The following is a 17,197-nucleotide window of genomic DNA, read 5'->3' as shown; positions in this document are numbered from 1 at the left end:
GTGGGCCCTGCACTCGTAATGCGTAGGTCTCGGGTTCGAATCCCGAAGGCGGCTCCATGGTGAACCGCAGGTCAAGCCTGTGCGTCGCCTCCGTCCGCTGGCGTCGTTGAAACGAGCCGGACCTCAATGCGCACATCGCCTGGAAGCGGTGGCACGAGTGTTCGTCTCGCGAGATCCGGAGGCGTTCGGCGGATCGAGGTGACGTATAGGTCTAGCTATAATAACTGCACCCATACATAGGAGCTGGTGCTGTGGACAAGCCCGCCGAGATGTTCGACCGTGCCTTCGAATGGGTCGAGCTGACTCGGTTCGCCACCCTGCCGGGCCCGCGGGCCACGCTGGGCGTGGTCTCCGGTCGCCGCCGACAGGGCAAGACCTTCCTGCTCGACGCCGTCGCTCGTGCCAGTGGCGGCTTCATGTTCACCGCCACCGAGACCACCGAGGCCGACGCCCTGCGTCAGTTCGGTGAGGCACTGGCCCGTTACCGCGGGCAGTCCACTCCGTTCCGTTTCGCGCACTGGGACGAGGCGGTCGCGGAACTCATGCGCATCGCCGACGCGGGCGGCCCCACCGTGGCGGTCATCGACGAGTTCCCCTTCCTCGCCAAGGCGTCTCCCTCCCTGCCTTCGATCATTCAGCGTGCTCTGGACCCTGCTGCCCAGCACACCAACACTCCCGTGCGCCTGCTGCTGTGCGGCTCCGCACTGTCGTTCATGGGCCGGTTGCTGTCCGGCAATGCTCCGCTGCGTGGCCGAGCCGGCCTCGAACTCGTGGTCCCGACCCTGGACTTCCGGCTCGCGGCCGAGTTCTGGCAGATCGACGACCCGCGCACCGCGCTGCTGACCAATGCCGTCGTCGGCGGCACGCCCGCCTACCGCCGTGAGTTCACCCAGGGCGACACCCCGGCCGGGCCGGACGACTTCGACGACTGGGTCGTCCGAGCCGTCCTCAACCCGGCGCGTCCGCTCTTCCGAGAAGCCCGCTACCTTCTCGCCGAGGAGCCCGAACTTCACGACACCGCGTTGTACCACTCGGTACTGGCAGCCATCGCCGCCGGTAACGCCGCTCGTGGCGGCATCGCCGACTACCTGGGGCGCAAGTCCACCGACCTCGCCCACCCGCTGAGCGTTCTTCAGGACGTCGGCATGATCACCCACGAAGCCGATGCCTTTCGCCGCAATCGCTCCGCCTACCGCATCGCCGAACCGCTCGTCACCTTCTACCACGCGGTCATGCGCCCGGCCTGGGGCGATCTGGAACGCCCCGGGCGGGCGTCCGACGTATGGCGCCGGACCCGGGCCACCTTCCGCAGCAAAGTCGTCGGTCCGCACTTCGAGCAGGTCTGCCGGGAATGGGCCCGCTGGCATGCGGCACCCGAGACTCAGGGAGGACACGTCACACGCGTCGCCGGCGGAACTGTCAACGACCCGGCTGCCAGGACCAGTCACGACGTCGACGTCGCAGTCCACGGCGAGAGCCAAGAGGGTCGACAGATGCTGCTCGCCATCGGCGAAGCGAAGTGGAGTGAGGTGATGGGAGCCGGCCACCTGGAACGCCTCCGGCACATCCGTTCCCTCCTGATCAAGAACGGCACGGCTACCGAGGCAACGAGGCTCTACTGCTTCAGCGGCACCGGCTTCACCGATGAGCTGAATCACCTGGCAAAGAGCGACCCCACGCTTCAACTGATCGACCTGCCCCGCCTCTACCACGGAGAGTGACTCCCGATCTGCAGCGCGGGGGACCGGCCGACCGCACCGGCCGGCGGACCCGCATGAGGAGTCCGGGCTATTCGGTGGTTGAACGGTCGCGTGTTGGGCGACGGGTTCCGGGCCGGGCCGCAACTGCCGGTGGTACTCCCTCCGGACGGTGAACTGCGGCTACTGGCTGAGGCGTCGACGAGACTGTGGCGCAGCTAGATCGCGGGCCGGGAGCAGGGCCTGACGTGGCTGTGCTGTCGTGAAGGTAGGGGACGGGCTGGCCAGTCGCTGCTCCAGGCGCGAGATCTTCGCAGCACGCATGTATCGAATGGTGCCCCTCTGGCGAGGCCAGGGGATCGATTTGGTACATCCCGATGGTGGGGCGGAGTTCCCCTTGTTGCCCATGTGTCACGAACCCGCAGGTCAGAAGCCAATACCCTGGGATTTCCCCAGGGACTTTTCAGGGACTTTCACGCCTGTCCGAGGGACTTTCCAGGGACTTTCCGCCGCGTAAGCAGGGAAGGCCCCGACAGCGCTGAAAGATGCGAACGCGCTGGTCAGGGCCTCTTTCCTCAACACTCGATGATGTTGACCGCCAAGCCCCCGCGCGCTGTCTCCTTGTACTTGACGCTCATGTCGGCGCCCGTGTCCTTCATCGTCTTGATGACCTTGTCGAGGGAGACCTTGTGGGTACCGTCGCCGCGCATCGCCATACGCGCGGCGGTGACGGCCTTCACCGCCGCCATGCCGTTGCGTTCGATGCAGGGGATCTGGACGAGGCCGCCGACGGGGTCGCAGGTGAGGCCGAGGTTGTGCTCCATGCCGATCTCGGCGGCGTTCTCGACCTGTTCGGGGGAGCCGCCCAGCACCTCCGCCAGCGCGCCCGCCGCCATGGAGCAGGCGGAGCCGACCTCGCCCTGGCAGCCGACCTCGGCGCCGGAGATGGAGGCGTTCTCCTTGAAGAGCATGCCGATGGCGCCGGCCGCGAGCAGGAAGCGTACGACGCCGTCCTCGTCCGCGCCGGGCACGAAGTTGATGTAGTAGTGGAGGACGGCGGGGATGATACCGGCCGCGCCGTTCGTCGGCGCGGTGACGACCCGGCCGCCGGCGGCGTTCTCCTCGTTCACGGCCATCGCGTAGAGGGTGATCCACTCCATGGCGTGGGCCAACGGGTCGCCCTCGGCGCGCAGTTGGCGGGCGGAGACGGCCGCGCGGCGGCGGACCTTCAGACCGCCCGGAAGGATCCCCTCACGGGTCATGCCCCGGGAGACACAGGCCTGCATCACCCCCCAGATGTCCAGGAGCCCGGAGCGGATCTCCGCCTCCGTGCGCCAGGCCCGTTCGTTCTCCAGCATCAGCGCGGAGATGGACAGGCCGGTCTCCCGGGTGAGCCGGAGCAGTTCGTCGCCGGTGCGGAAGGGGTACTTCAGGACCGTGTCGTCGAGTTTGATGCGGTCGGCCCCGACCGCCTCCTCGTCGACGACGAAACCGCCGCCCACCGAGTAGTAGGTCTTGCACAGGAGTTCGGCGCCGTCGGCGTCGTGGGCCCAGATCGTCATGCCGTTGGCGTGGTAGGGCAGCGTCTCGCGCCGGTGCAGGACGAGGTCCTCGTCGAAGGCGAACGGGATCTCGTGGTCGCCGAGAAGACGGATGTGCCCCGATGCCTTGATCGCCTCCACCCGGTCGTCGGCCGACTCGACGTCCACCGTGCGCGGTGAGGCACCCTCCAGACCCAGCAGCACGGCCTTGGGGGTGCCGTGGCCGTGACCGGTCGCGCCCAGCGAGCCGTACAGCTCGACGCGTACGGAGGCGACGCCCGCGAGCAGTTCCTCGTTGCGCAGCCGGCGGGCGAACATCCGGGCGGCCCGCATCGGGCCGACCGTGTGGGAGCTGGACGGGCCGATGCCGATCGAGAACAGGTCGAAGACCGAGATGGCCACGGTGACTCCTCAGAACGGGGGAGGGTGGTGCAGGGGGTGGGGCACCGCGCTCACTTCCCAGTGTGCGCGGTGCCCCCGAAAAGCGGGACTACGGGCCGGTGAAGCCCGGGTTACTTCCCCAGCCCGGGGTAGAGCGGGTGCTTGTCGGCGAGTGCCTTGACCCGGGTCTTGAGTGCTTCGGCGTCGTAGGCCGGCTTGAGTGCCTCGGCGATGACGTCGGCGACCTCGGTGAAGTCCTCGGCGGTGAAGCCCCGGGTGGCCAGGGCGGGGGTGCCGATGCGCAGGCCGGAGGTGACCATCGGCGGACGCGGGTCGTTGGGGACCGCGTTGCGGTTGACGGTGATGCCGACCTCGTGGAGGCGGTCCTCGGCCTGCTGTCCGTCCAGCTCGGAGTTGCGCAGGTCGACCAGGATCAGGTGCACGTCGGTGCCGCCGGAGAGGACGTCGACACCGGCCTCGCGGGCGTCCGGGGCCGTCAGCCGCTCCGCGAGGATCCGCGCGCCCTCGACCGTGCGCCGCTGGCGTTCCTTGAACTCCTCCGATGCGGCGACCTTGAAGGACACCGCCTTCGCCGCGATGACGTGCTCCAGCGGACCGCCCTGGAAGCCGGGGAAGACCGAGGAGTTCAGCTTCTTCGCGAACTCCTTCTTCGCCAGGATGATGCCGCCGCGCGGCCCGCCGAGCGTCTTGTGGGTCGTGGAGGTGACCACGTCGGCGTAGGGCACCGGGTTGGGGTGCAGCCCGGCGGCGACCAGACCGGCGAAGTGCGCCATGTCCACCCACAGTCGGGCGCCGACCTCGTCGGCGATCCGGCGGAACTCCGCGAAGTCCAGCTGACGCGGGTACGCCGACCAGCCCGCGATGATCACCTTGGGCCGGTGCTCCTTGGCCAGGCGCTCCAGCTCCGCCATGTCGACCAGGCCGGTCGCGGTGTCCACGTGGTAGGCGACGACCTCGAACTGCTTGCCCGAGAAGTTCAGCCGCATGCCGTGGGTGAGGTGGCCGCCGTGCGCCAGGTCCAGCCCGAGGATGGTGTCGCCGGGCTGGGCGAGGGCGAACAGCGCGGCCTGGTTGGCGGAGGCGCCCGAGTGCGGCTGCACGTTGGCGTACTCGGCGCCGAACAGCTCCTTCACCCGGTCGATGGCGATCTGCTCGGCGACGTCGACGTGCTCACAGCCGCCGTAGTAACGGCGGCCCGGGTAGCCCTCGGCGTACTTGTTGGTCAGGACCGACCCCTGCGCCTCCATGACCGCCACCGGAGCGAAGTTCTCCGAGGCGATCATCTCCAGGGTGGACTGCTGACGGTGCAGCTCGGCGTCGAGGGCGGCGGCGACGTCCGGATCCAACTCGTGCAGGGGCGTGTTCAGAAGCGACATGCGTACGACCTCGTCTTCTCAGCCGGCGGTGTGGGCTACGTACTCGTCGGCGGAGAGCAGATCGTCCGGCTCCTCCGCGACGCGTACCTTGAACAGCCACCCGCCCTCGAAGGGGGCGGTGTTGACCAGCGACGGGTCGCTCACGACGTCCTCGTTGATCTCGGTGATCTCACCCGAGACCGGCGAGTACAGGTCGCTGACCGACTTCGTGGACTCCAGTTCGCCACAGGTCTCGCCCGCGGTCACCGTGGAGCCCACCTCGGGGAGCTGGGCGTAGACGACATCGCCGAGCGCGTTCGCCGCGAACTCCGTGATGCCGACCGTCGAGACGCCGTCCTCGGCGACCGACAGCCACTCGTGCTCCTTGCTGTAGCGCAGCTGCTGGGGGTTGCTCATGGCCTGAATTCTCCTGTACGCGAGGGAGTGGTGATGAAGGGGGGACTGCTGAAACCGCTGTTGAGCAGCGCGAATGTGCCCAGTGTCACGCTCGGGCCGGGCGACCGCGCGCCCAGTGTCTACTTCTGGCGCTTGTAGAAGGGCAGCGCCACGACCTCGTACGGCTCGTGGCTGCCCCGGATGTCCACGCCCACACCGGCCGTGCCCGGCGCGGAGTGCGCGGCGTCGACGTACGCCATCGCGATCGGCTTGCCCAGCGTGGGGGAGGGGGCGCCGGAGGTGACCTCGCCGATCACCTGGCCGTCGGCGACGACCTGGTACCCGGCGCGCGGCACCCGGCGACCCTCGGCGACCAGCCCGACGAGGACGCGGGGCGGGGCGGAGGCGGCGCGCTCGGCGGCCTCGGTCAGGGCCGCGCGCCCGACGAAGTCGCCCTCCTTCTCGAACTTCACGACCCGCCCGAGCCCGGCGTCGAAGGGCGTCAGCGCGGTCGACAGCTCATGCCCGTACAGCGGCATGCCCGCCTCCAGCCGGAGCGTGTCCCGGCAGGACAGCCCGCACGGCACCAGGCCGACGCCCTCGCCCGCCTTCGTCAGCGCCTGCCACAGCTCGACCGCGTGCTCCGGCTTCACGAACAGCTCGAAGCCGTCCTCGCCGGTGTAGCCGGTGCGGGCGATCAGCGCGGGCACCCCGGCGACCGTGCCCGGCAGCCCCGCGTAGTACTTCAGGCCGTCGAGGTCGGCGTCGGTGAGGGAGGCCAGGATCCCGGGCGACTCGGGGCCCTGCACGGCCAGCAGCGCGTAGGCGTCCCGGTCGTCGCGCACCTCGGCGTCGAAGCCGGCGGAACGCTCCACGAGCGCGTCCAGCACCACCTGGGCGTTGGAGGCGTTCGCCACGACCAGGTACTCGGTCTCACCCAGCCGGTAGACGATCAGGTCGTCGAGGATGCCGCCGTCCGCACGGCAGATCATGGTGTAGCGGGCGCGGCCGACGCCGACGCTGCCGATGTTGCCCACGAGGGCGTGGTTCAGGAACGCCGCGGCCTGCGCTCCGGTCACCGTGATCTCGCCCATGTGGGAGAGGTCGAAGAGGCCGGCCTTCGTGCGGACGGCGATGTGCTCGTCCCGCTCGGAGCCGTAGCGCAGGGGCATGTCCCAGCCCGCGAAGTCGGTCATCGTCGCGCCGAGCGAGCGGTGCAGGGCGTCGAGCGCGGTACGGCGCGGTTCAGTGGTGGAGCTGCTGCTCATCGGATTCTGCTCCCAGTGCAAGACAGGCGACAGGCGAGGGAAAGTCCTCCCCATCTGTCATCGGAACCTGAGAGGTTCACCACGACCGTACGTACCGGTGGTCGTGACTTGCACCGTGGGTGGAGCCGGCCCCCCAAGGAGAGGGACGGCCCGCTTTTCAGATGTGCCTCGCCCGCGCGGTATCTGGGCCTGAGAGATTCAAGGGAGGTACTTGCTCCTTCGGCGCCCCAGCGATGGACTGCTGGGAGCTCTCCCGCGCGGATTCAAGCGGCCGGTATGCAGTTGGCGCGGACATCATTGCACGCATCGACGCGGGGCGGCAGGGGGACCTTCGAGAGGTGGGGGAAGACGTCGGCGGAGCCGGACACAGCGGTCCGTAGCACTCTTGTGGCCATACGAGGACTGAATGAGGAGGGATCGGGCATTACCTTTTCTTTACGGTCTGTGGGGATGGGACCTCCATGCCCCTGGGGAGGACGATCACGGTGAACAGGACCAGGGCGTACGCGACGACGTCGGGTGTCGCTATGCCCAAGCAGCCCGTCGCGCCGGCCGGTGCGGTGTGCGGCCCGTTCCCGAGGGCGGTCGTCCGCGACCTCCGGGGGCGGTCCGGGCGCAGTCCCCACGAGCTGTCCTTCGGGCCGGACGACCTGGTGGTCGTCACCGGGCTCCCCGGCAGCGGCAAGTCGACCCTGATGCGGCGGGCCGTGCCCGGCACCCGCATCGATTCCCAGGACACGCGCGACCGCTTCGACGCCCGCTTCGCCCGCCGGCTGCCGTACGCCGTCTACCGCCCCTTCGTGCGCCTCGCGCACTACGCCGGGCTGCGACGCGCCCTCCGCTCGGGGGAGGGCGTGGTCGTGCACGACTGCGGGGCGCAGGCGTGGGTGCGCAACTGGCTCGCGCGCGAGGCCCGCCGCCGGGGCGGCACGCTGCACCTGCTGTTGCTCGACGTCACTCCCGGCGAGGCCCGGGACGGGCAGCGGGAGCGGGGCCGGGGCGTCTCCCGGTATGCGTTCGCCCGGCACCGGGGGGCGATGACCCGGCTGCTGCGGGCGGTGGAGAAGGGAAGGCTGCCCAAGGGGTGCGGAGCGGCCGTCCTCATCGACCGGGCCGCCGCCGATGTCCTGAAGCGGATCGACTTCCCGCGCTCCTGAGGGGCGCGCCCCCGCCCCGGGAGCAATTAAGGTGCAGGGACAACAGCATCACGGAGCAAAGCGGTAGGCAGCAGATGGACTTCCCGGCGGACTTTCCGGCACAGGCGTATCCCCATGGGCACGGCGGATGGCCCGGCAACGAGCTGGAGGAGGTGCTGTCCGCCTCGCTCGGGGTGCCCCAGGCCGGGGCGCGGATCGTGGAGGTGTTGGCCCGCAGCTTCGTATGGGTGCCGCTGCCGGAGGGCGGCGGCCCGCAGAGCGGTCAGCTCGACCTGCCGACCATGGAGTTCGACGGGCAGGCGTACGTGCCGGTCTTCAGCTCCGAGGAGCAGTTCCGGCAGGTCGTCGGCAACCACATGTCGTACACGATCGCCCCGGCCGTCGAGTTCGCGCGGGGTCTGCCCCCGCAGGTCGGGCTCGCCCTCAACCCCGACGGTGTCGTGGGCATCCCGCTGCCGCCGCCCGCCGTGGCCGAGCTGTGCCGGGCCGGCCGGACCCCGCTGGACGGATCGGCGAGCGGTGCGCGGGTCCGCCTCTTCGAACCGGACTGGCAGGACGACCCGGTGGACTTCCTGGCCGCGGCCTCCGCCGAGTTCGCCGGCACCGGAGTCGTCCTCTCCGCCCGCCGCTGCCTCGCCACCATCGAGACCGCCGATCCCGTGATGTTCATCGGTGTCGAACTGGTTTCCTGGGAGGCGGACCGCTCCCTTCCCCTCGCCGCCCTCGGCCGGGTCCTCGCCAAGGCCCCCGTCTCCTGGCCGGTCAACATGGTCTTCCTGGACGTGGCCCAGGACCCGGTGGGCGACTGGCTCCGCGAAAAGGTACGGCCCTTCTATCAGCAGGGGTACTGACCCGCGCCTCATTGGGGCCCGGGGCTGTGTCCCCATGCGGCTCCGCCGCGTGGGCGCGATCAACCCCGCACGACCCGCGGTCCGCAGGTCACCGCAACCCCGAGCCCTGATCGGCTCGACCGGCGAACCACCTAAGCTGTTCCCAAAACCAAGGTCCAACACCGAAGGGCGGCCAACGTGAGCGGCAGCGGCAACGTCGAGCACATGCTGCGCCAGGTGACGCCGGGGCGTTACGACGCCTACGAGGCACTGCTGCGTGCCCTCGCCACCCCGCCCTCCGGCCAGATCTGGATGCTGCTCTGGCACGGCCAGGCGGGCTCCCCGGACGCCCAGTACGGGAACATGGAGGTCGACGGGTTCAACTACGCCCCGTGCGTGACCTCCGCCCAGGAGCTCTCCGCCAGTGGCTGGAACCGCAGTTACGAGGTGGTCGACGGCCTCGACGTGGCCCGCACCCTCTACCCCGACCACTACGGCCTCTGGCTCAACCCGCACGCGCCGGGCGGCGGCGTCGGCATCCCCTGGCTCGACCTGCGCCGGATCGCGACCGGCCTGGAGCGGCAGCCCGCCGGCCCCCTCAGACTGTCCGAACCGGCCATCGAGATCCCGCAGTTCTACGCCCTGCTGACACAGAACGCCCACCGCACGCCCGCTGTGCGCTCGCTGCGCCGCGCCTGGGTGCAGCCCGCGCTCGGCGCGCCGTACCTGGCCATCGGCCTCGACGTGTACGACACCTCGCCGCCGGCCGTCGACTCGGTGCGGGCGATGATGCAGCAGTCCATCGGCGCGGTCCCGGACGGTCTGCCCGTCTCCACCGTCGCCATGTCCGACGAGTACGACCCGGTCGCCATGTGGCTGCGCGCGGGCGCCCGCCCCTTCTACGACCGCGAGGCCCACGCCGCGGCCCCCGCCCAGGCCCCGGCCGCCGGATACGGCTACCCGGGCCCGCCGTCGTACTGACGCCGTCGGGCCTCCGCCGGGAGTGAGTGCTCTTCGCTCACGCACCCTTTCCCACAGGTGCGCTCTTCTTGTGTTCACCGCGCCCGTCGGCGCCCCGACCGCCCTCACGGCTCGGGCGTGCAGGGCCCGCCGGGGGCATCGCTCGGAAACTTTGACCGCATCCGCGAAGCACCCACGAGTTTGCACAGGTGAAGGTCGGGGCGGTTTGTCGGGGTCCGGCCTACGCCCGGGGTGACGCGGATGCGCTCTCCGGTCTGTGAGACGCGATCTTCTCCTTGACCCACTCTTCGCGCGTAGAGGGCTGCGGATGGTCGTTGATTCCGATGATTCACCCCGTATGCCCGGACTGTCTCCCGTCCGGGGGGCGCTACCCGGTGTTCGGATAACGGAATCCCCGGCGCCGCATCACGGTTGTGCATACTTTCCCCGCCAGATCTGGCGGGTGATCGCGGCGACGTTGAAGACTCCCCCAGTCAGATGCGGGATCGATGGATCCCGTGATCGATGGAAAGTCGACAAAGCCGTAATCCGCGGCGGGTGTAGGCCGGTTACCACCGGCGAGGAGGGTCGGGTCACTGTGACCGCACCGATCGAGACCACTGGGGCGCAGACCGACGCTCAGCCCGAAGCCGTGCTGGAAGGTGTCGAGGCCGAGAAGATCGAGGGCCGTTCCCTCGGTCAGATCGCCTGGACCCGCTTCAAGCGCGACAAGGTGGCGGTCGCCGGCGGCATCATCGTCGTCCTGCTGATCCTGATCGCGGCCCTTTCCCGGCCGTTGCAGTCGATGCTGGGGCTCGACCCCAACGCGTTCAACCAGGACTTGATCGACCCCAACACCTCCCTCCCCAAGGGCGATTTCGGCGGGATGAGTTGGGACCACCCGCTCGGCGTCGAGCCGAAGTTCGGCCGCGACATCCTCGCCCGCATCCTGGAGGGCTCCTGGGTCTCCCTGGTGGTGGCCTTCGGCGCGACGCTCCTGTCGAACGCCATCGGAGTGGTGCTAGGACTGGTCGCCGGCTACTACGGCGGCCGGGTCGACACGATCGTGAGCCGGCTGATGGACACCTTCCTGGCGTTCCCGCTGCTGCTGTTCGCCATCGCCATCTCCGCGACGCTCCAGGGCGGCGCCTTCGGCCTCGAAGGACTGCCGCTGCACATCTCGGTGCTGATCTTCGTCATCGGTTTCTTCAACTGGCCGTACATGGGGCGCATCGTGCGCGGTCAGACCCTGGCGCTGCGCGAGCGGGAGTTCATCGACGCCTCGCGCGGGATGGGAGCGGGCGGCCCGTACGTCCTGTTCAAGGAACTGCTGCCCAACCTCGTCGCGCCGATCATCGTCTACTCGACCCTGCTGATCCCGACCAACATCATCTTCGAGGCGTCGCTCAGCTTCCTCGGGGTCGGGATCCAGCCGCCGCAGGCGTCCTGGGGCGGCATGCTCAACCAGGCGGTCGACTTCTTCGAGGTCGACCCGCAATACATGATCGTTCCCGGCCTCGCGATCTTCATCACGGTGCTGGCCTTCAACCTTCTCGGTGACGGCCTCCGGGACGCCCTCGACCCCCGCAGCCGCTGACGTCTGCGGTCTGTCGTCCCACACAACTGTCCAACTACGAAGGGGAAACCGACCATCATGAGAAGGTCAGCAATGGCCGCGGTCGCGGTTGCGAGCGCCGCCGGACTGCTTCTGTCCGCCTGCAGCAAGGCGGATGACGGCACGGACGACGCCCCCAAGGGCGCCGGCGCCAACGCCGCGACCAAGGGTGTCGTCAACGAGTCCACCCAAAAGGGCGGCACGGTCACGTACGCCAGCTCCGACGCCCCCGAGTCCCTGGACCCGGGCAACATGTACTACGCGTACGGCTTCAACTTCAGCCGCCTCTACGCGCGTCCGTTGATGACGTTCAAGCCCGGCGCGGGCGACGCGGGCAACGAGCTGGTCCCGGACCTCGCGGAGAGCGCGGGCGTGCCCAGCGACGGCGGCAAGACCTGGACGTACAAGATCCGTCAGGGCGTCAAGTTCGAGGACGGCACCGTCGTCACCTCGAAGGACGTCAAGTACGCGGTCGAGCGCTCGAACTTCGCGCGCGACGTGCTCTCCTCCGGCCCCAACTACTTCCAGCAGCTGCTGGACGGCGGGGACAAGTACAAGGGCCCGTACAAGGACAAGAACGAGGCGGGCATCTCGTCCCTCGAGACGCCGGACGACAACACCATCGTCTTCAAGCTCAACAAGCCCTTCGCCGACTTCGACTACCTGGCGAGCATGCCGCAGACGGCTCCGGTGCCGAAGGCCAAGGACACCGGCGTCGACTACACCAAGAAGGTCGTCTCCACCGGCTCGTACAAGTTCGAGAAGTACGACGAGGGCAAGCAGATCGTCCTCGTCCGCAACCCCGAGTGGGACGCCAAGACGGACCCGCTGCGCAAGCAGTACCCGGACAAGATCGTGGTGAACCTGAAGGTCAACAAGGCCACCATCGACAAGGACGTCATGTCCGGCGACACCATGATCGACATCCAGGGCACCGGTGTCGACGCCCAGACCCAGGCCCAGGTCCTCAAGGACAAGGACCAGCTGGCCAACACCGACAACGCGCTCGGCGGCCGTCTGGTCTACACGGCGATCAACACCAAGGTCGCGCCCTTCGACAACGTCGACTGCCGCAAGGCCGTCCAGTACGCGATCGACAAGGTCGCCGTGCAGACCGCGATGGGCGGCCCGATCCGCGGCGACATCGCCTCCACCGTGCTGCCGACCGACGTCACGGGCTACGAGAAGGCCGACACGTACGCCACCCCGGACAACAAGGGTGACGTCACCAAGGCCAAGGAGCACCTGAAGGCCTGTGGCAAGGAGGGCGGCTTCAAGACCTCCATCTCCGCCCGCACCGACCGTCAGGGCGAGGTCGACGCGGCCACCGCGATCGTCGAGGCGCTGAAGAAGGTCGGCATCGAGGCCGACATCAAGCAGTACCCGTCGGGCAAGTACTTCTCGGACTACGCGGGCGTGCCCGCGTTCAACAAGAAGAACAACATCGGCCTGATCATGATGCAGTGGGGCGCCGACTGGCCGACCGGCTACGGCTTCCTGCAGCAGATCGTGCACGGCAAGGCCATCGGCGAGTCCGGTAACACCAACCTCTCCGAGCTGGACGACCCGGCGATCAACAAGCTGCTGGACGACGCGATCGGCAACACCGACGAGGCCGCCCGCACCGCCGCGTACACCGAGGTCGACAAGAAGGTCATGGAGCAGGCCGCCATCGTGCCGCTGACCTACTTCAAGGTCCTGCTGTACCGCTCGCCGTACGCCACCAACCTGGTGTCGTCCTCGGCCTTCAGCGGTCAGTACGACTACCTCAACATCGGTGCCAAGGAAAAGAAGTAGCCCCGGAAGGCAGGTGAAGGCATTGGCGCCCGCGGGTGAGCACACCCGCGGGCGCCGGCGCCGGTCCTCGTGATCTCGTACATCATCCGCCGGACGATCGCGGCGGTGATCCTGCTGCTCGTCGTCACCGCGGTCACCTTCGGCATCTTCTTCATTCTGCCGAAGCTCGCCGGGCAGACGGTCGACCAGCTGGCACAGCAGTACATCGGCAAGAACCCCACGCCCGAGGACATCGCGGCGGTCAAGCGGAACCTGGGTCTGGACCTGCCGGTCTACGAGCAGTACTGGAACTTCATCAAGGGCATCGTCTCCGGTGCCACGTACGACCTCGGTCCCACCACGGTCCGCTGCGACGCGCCCTGCTTCGGCTACTCCTTCAAGGACCACCTGGAGGTCTGGCCGCAGCTCACCAGCCGCCTTCCGGTGACCATCTCGCTCGCCTCCGGCGCCGCCGTGCTGTGGTTGCTCGGTGGCATCACGGCCGGTGTCATCTCGGCCCTGAAGCCCGGCTCGTTCTTCGACCGGGCCGCGATGGGCGTGGCGCTCGCGGGCGTCTCCCTGCCGATGTTCTTCACCGGACAGCTGGCCCTGCTGCTGTTCAGCTACAACCTGGAGATCTTCGGCAGGACGTACGTCCCCTTCACCGAGAACCCCTCGCAGTGGGCCAACACCCTCTTCCTGCCGTGGTGTTCGCTGGCGCTCCTCTACTCGGCCATCTACGCCCGGCTCACCCGCTCGGGCATGCTGGAGACGATGAACGAGGACTTCATCCGCACCGCGCGGGCCAAGGGCCTGCGCGAGCGCAAGGTGGTCGTCAAGCACGGTCTGCGGGCCGCGCTGACCCCGCTGGTGACCGTCTTCGGCATGGACGTCGGTCTGCTCCTCGGCGGTGCCCTCATCACCGAGACCGTGTTCTCCCTGCACGGCATCGGTGAGTACGCGGTCCAGTCGATCAGCGCCAACGACCTGCCCCCGATCCTCGGGGTGACCCTGCTCGCGGCGTTCTTCGTCGTCTTCATGAACCTTGTGGTGGACCTGCTGTACGCCACGATCGACCCGCGGGTGAGGCTCTCGTGACCGAACTGTCCAAGACCGGGGCCGCCGTCGGCGAGCCCGCACGCGCCGGGGACGCCCCCGAGGCGTTCCTCGAAGTGCGCGACCTCAAGGTGCACTTCCCCACCGACGACGGTGTGGTCAAGTCCGTCGACGGTCTCTCCTTCCAGCTGGAGAAGGGCAAGACCCTCGGCATCGTGGGCGAGTCCGGCTCCGGCAAGTCGGTCACCTCGCTGGCGATCATGGGCCTGCACCGGCTCGGCGCGCGCGGCAAGAACGTGCGGATGTCCGGCGAGATCTGGCTCGACGGCAAGGAACTCGTCGGGGCGAGCCCCGACGAGGTGCGCCGGCTGCGCGGCCGCGACATGGCGATGATCTTCCAGGACCCGCTGTCCGCGATGCACCCGTACTACAAGGTCGGCAGCCAGATCGTGGAGGCGTACCGCGTCCACCACGACGTCAGCAAGAAGGTCGCCCGCAAGCGCGCCATCGAACTCCTCGACCGCGTCGGCATCCCGGAGCCCCACAAGCGGGTCGACGGCTACCCGCACGAGTTCTCCGGCGGTATGCGCCAGCGCGCCATGATCGCCATGGCCCTGGTCAACAACCCGGAACTGCTGATCGCCGACGAGCCCACCACCGCGCTCGACGTGACCGTGCAGGCACAGATCCTCGACCTGATCCGGGATCTGCAGAAGGAGTTCGGCTCCGCGGTCATCATCATCACGCACGACCTCGGCGTGGTCGCCGAGATCGCCGACGACATCCTCGTGATGTACGGCGGCCGTTGCGTGGAGCGCGGCCCGGTCGACGACATCTTCCACCAGCCCCAGCACCCCTACACCTGGGGCCTGCTCGGCTCGATGCCGCGCATCGACCGCGCGCAGACCGACCGGCTCATCCCGGTCAAGGGCCAGCCGCCGAGCCTCATCAACGTCCCCTCGGGCTGCGCCTTCAACCCGCGCTGCCCCTACGCGGACGTCCCCAAGGACAACGTCACCCGCACCGAGCGCCCCGAGCTGCGCGAGGTCGGCGGCCGCCACTTCACCGCCTGCCACCTGTCGCAGGAGGACCGTACGCGGATCTGGACCGAAGAGATTGCGCCGAAGCTGTGAGCGAGACTGAGACCCGGGCCGCCGTGCCGGCCCCGCGCGCCGACGCCGACGAGAAACCGCTGCTCAGGGTCGAGGGCCTGGTCAAGCACTTCCCCATCAAGAAGGGCCTGCTCCAGCGGCAGGTCGGGGCGGTCAAGGCCGTCGACGGCATCGACTTCGAGGTCCGCCGGGGCGAGACCCTCGGCGTCGTCGGCGAGTCCGGCTGCGGCAAGTCGACCATGGGCCGGCTCATCACCCGTCTGCTCGAACCCTCCGGCGGGAAGATCGAGTTCGACGGCACGGACATCACGCACCTGAACACGGCCGGCATGCGCCCGCTGCGCCGCGACGTGCAGATGATCTTCCAGGACCCGTACGGCTCGCTGAACCCCCGGCACACCATCGGCACCATCGTCTCGGCGCCGTTCAAGCTCCAGGGCGTGGAGCCCGAGGGCGGGGTGAAGAAGGAGGTCCAGCGCCTTCTGGAGCTGGTGGGCCTGAGCCCCGAGCACTACAACCGCTACCCGCACGAGTTCTCGGGCGGTCAGCGCCAGCGCATCGGCATCGCCCGCGCGCTCGCCCTCAAGCCCCGGATGGTCGTCGCGGACGAGCCGGTCTCCGCGCTCGACGTCTCGATCCAGGCCCAGGTCGTCAACCTCATGGACGACCTCCAGGACGAGCTCGGTCTGACGTATGTGATCATCGCGCACGACCTCTCCGTCGTCCGGCACGTCTCCGACCGCATCGCCGTGATGTACCTCGGCAAGATCGTCGAGCTGGCCGACCGGGACTCGCTGTACGCGGCGCCGATGCACCCGTACACCAAGGCGCTGCTGTCGGCCGTGCCGATCCCGGACCCGTCGCGCCGGGGCGCCAAGAGCGAGCGCATCCTGCTCAAGGGCGACGTGCCCTCGCCGATCGCGCCGCCGAGCGGCTGCCGCTTCCACACCCGGTGCTGGAAGGCCACCCAGGTCTGCAAGACCACCGAGCCGCCGCTCGCCGAGCTGAAGCCCGGCCAGCGCGTGGCCTGCCACCACCCGGAGAACTTCGAGGACCAGCAGCCTCAGGACGTCGTCCTGCTGACGGCCGCGAAGGAGGCGGGCGAGCTGGTACCGGACACGGTGAAGAAGACGGAGACGCCGGAGGAGGCCGAGGCGCCGGACGAGCCCGAGACGCCGGACGAGGCCGAGGCGTCTGAGACGCCCAAGGCACCTGAGACACCCAAGGCAGCTGAGACGCCCAAGGCGCCGGAGGACGCGGCGGAGCCGGAAGCGCCTGCGGCGCCCGAGGAGCCCGGTAAAGACTGACGCCAGACGGTGTGCGCCTTGCATTGCAAGGCGCACACCTGTTTGCGAGGCAGAATGTACGGGTGTCCCCATACCCGCTCGACTTGATCGGCATCTTCGTCTTCGCCATCTCCGGCGCACTGCTGGCCGTCCGCAAGAACTTCGACATCTTCGGCATCGCCGTCCTCGCCGAGGTCACCGCCCTCGGTGGCGGGCTGTTCCGCGACCTGATCATCGGCGCCGTACCGCCGGCCGCCTTCACCGACCTCGGCTACTTCCTCACCCCGCTGCTCGCCGCCCTCCTCGTCTTCTTCCTCCATCCGCACGTGGAGCGCATCCAGACCGGCGTGAACGTCTTCGACGCGGCCGGACTCGGCCTCTTCTGCGTCGCGGGCACGACGAAGGCGTACGACTACGGCCTCGGCCTGACCGCCTCCGCGGCCCTCGGCCTCGCCACGGCCGTCGGCGGCGGTGTGCTGCGGGACGTCCTCGCCAACGAGGTGCCCTCCCTGCTGCGCTGGGACCGCGACCTGTACGCCGTGCCCGCGATGGTCGGTGCCGCGACGGTGGTCCTGTGCATCCAGCTCGACGCCCTCACCCCGCTCACCTCCGCCCTCGCCGCGATCGCGGCGTTCGTGCTGCGCCTGCTGGCGATGCGCTACCACTGGCGGGCCCCGCGGGCGTGGAACCGGCGGTCGTCGGCCGTGGAGGGGGAGGCGTGAGGGCTGGAGCCCCCCAACGGCATA

The 17,197-nt window shown here is 69.0% G+C and carries 14 protein-coding genes and 1 riboswitch; of the genes, 10 read left to right on the top strand and 4 right to left on the bottom strand.

Going from position 1 to position 17,197, the window contains the following annotated elements; genetic code table 11:
* The first annotated feature begins 269 nt into the window (after positions 1 to 269).
* Positions 270 to 1,721: an AAA family ATPase gene (locus ACZ9QC_RS11915; protein WP_472921665.1), complete on the top strand. Its 1,452-nt coding sequence runs from the start codon at positions 270 to 272 to the stop codon at positions 1,719 to 1,721.
* A 551-nt stretch (positions 1,722 to 2,272) separates the two neighbouring features.
* On the opposite strand, the gene ACZ9QC_RS11910 is transcribed toward ACZ9QC_RS11915, so the two are convergent.
* The 4 genes from ACZ9QC_RS11910 to gcvT form a co-directional block, all read right to left on the bottom strand.
* Positions 2,273 to 3,640, bottom strand: coding sequence for an L-serine ammonia-lyase (locus tag ACZ9QC_RS11910; protein ID WP_472920126.1), 1,368 nt, complete (start codon positions 3,638 to 3,640; stop codon positions 2,273 to 2,275).
* Positions 3,641 to 3,750: 110 nt separating this feature from the next.
* Positions 3,751 to 5,016, bottom strand: a complete 1,266-nt coding sequence (gene glyA / locus ACZ9QC_RS11905; protein ID WP_472920125.1) for a serine hydroxymethyltransferase — start codon at positions 5,014 to 5,016, stop codon at positions 3,751 to 3,753.
* An 18-nt stretch (positions 5,017 to 5,034) separates the two neighbouring features.
* Entirely contained in the window at positions 5,035 to 5,412 is a 378-nt protein-coding gene (gene gcvH, locus ACZ9QC_RS11900; protein WP_045562486.1) for a glycine cleavage system protein GcvH, read from the bottom strand.
* A gap of 119 nt (positions 5,413 to 5,531) precedes the next feature.
* Positions 5,532 to 6,659, bottom strand: a complete 1,128-nt coding sequence (gene gcvT, locus ACZ9QC_RS11895; RefSeq protein WP_472920124.1) for a glycine cleavage system aminomethyltransferase GcvT — start codon at positions 6,657 to 6,659, stop codon at positions 5,532 to 5,534.
* Between the two features lie 167 nt (positions 6,660 to 6,826).
* Positions 6,827 to 6,925, bottom strand: a riboswitch (glycine riboswitch).
* A 219-nt stretch (positions 6,926 to 7,144) separates the two neighbouring features.
* Between gcvT and ACZ9QC_RS11890 the strand changes: the two genes are divergently transcribed.
* From ACZ9QC_RS11890 to ACZ9QC_RS11850, 9 genes are all read left to right on the top strand, one after another.
* A complete protein-coding gene (locus ACZ9QC_RS11890; RefSeq protein ID WP_472920123.1) occupies positions 7,145 to 7,816 on the top strand; it encodes an AAA family ATPase in 672 nt (223 codons plus the stop codon).
* Between the two features lie 74 nt (positions 7,817 to 7,890).
* Positions 7,891 to 8,667: an enhanced serine sensitivity protein SseB gene (locus ACZ9QC_RS11885; RefSeq protein WP_472920122.1), complete on the top strand. Its 777-nt coding sequence runs from the start codon at positions 7,891 to 7,893 to the stop codon at positions 8,665 to 8,667.
* Positions 8,668 to 8,871: 204 nt separating this feature from the next.
* Positions 8,872 to 9,627: an enhanced serine sensitivity protein SseB C-terminal domain-containing protein gene (locus ACZ9QC_RS11880; RefSeq protein WP_472921664.1), complete on the top strand. Its 756-nt coding sequence runs from the start codon at positions 8,872 to 8,874 to the stop codon at positions 9,625 to 9,627.
* A 577-nt stretch (positions 9,628 to 10,204) separates the two neighbouring features.
* Complete coding sequence (locus ACZ9QC_RS11875; protein WP_472920121.1) at positions 10,205 to 11,203, top strand: ABC transporter permease; 999 nt, start codon at positions 10,205 to 10,207, stop codon at positions 11,201 to 11,203.
* A gap of 57 nt (positions 11,204 to 11,260) precedes the next feature.
* Complete coding sequence (locus ACZ9QC_RS11870) at positions 11,261 to 13,018, top strand: ABC transporter substrate-binding protein (RefSeq protein ID WP_472920120.1); 1,758 nt, start codon at positions 11,261 to 11,263, stop codon at positions 13,016 to 13,018.
* Positions 13,019 to 13,087: 69 nt separating this feature from the next.
* Positions 13,088 to 14,095: an ABC transporter permease gene (locus ACZ9QC_RS11865; RefSeq protein WP_472920119.1), complete on the top strand. Its 1,008-nt coding sequence runs from the start codon at positions 13,088 to 13,090 to the stop codon at positions 14,093 to 14,095.
* Positions 14,092 to 15,186, top strand: coding sequence for an ABC transporter ATP-binding protein (locus ACZ9QC_RS11860; RefSeq protein WP_472920118.1), 1,095 nt, complete (start codon positions 14,092 to 14,094; stop codon positions 15,184 to 15,186). Before ACZ9QC_RS11865 ends, ACZ9QC_RS11860 begins: the two co-directional genes overlap by 4 nt.
* Positions 15,183 to 16,472, top strand: coding sequence for an ABC transporter ATP-binding protein (locus ACZ9QC_RS11855; protein ID WP_472920117.1), 1,290 nt, complete (start codon positions 15,183 to 15,185; stop codon positions 16,470 to 16,472). The genes ACZ9QC_RS11860 and ACZ9QC_RS11855 overlap by 4 nt, the downstream gene beginning before the upstream one ends.
* Positions 16,473 to 16,534: 62 nt before the next feature.
* A complete protein-coding gene (locus ACZ9QC_RS11850) occupies positions 16,535 to 17,173 on the top strand; it encodes a trimeric intracellular cation channel family protein (RefSeq protein WP_316725654.1) in 639 nt (212 codons plus the stop codon).
* Positions 17,174 to 17,197: the final 24 nt, after the last annotated feature.

It is taken from the genome of Streptomyces sp. HUAS MS02 (assembly GCF_055702265.1).
Note: the sequence above shows the minus strand (reverse complement) of the source record. Positions and strands in the feature narration are given on the sequence as shown.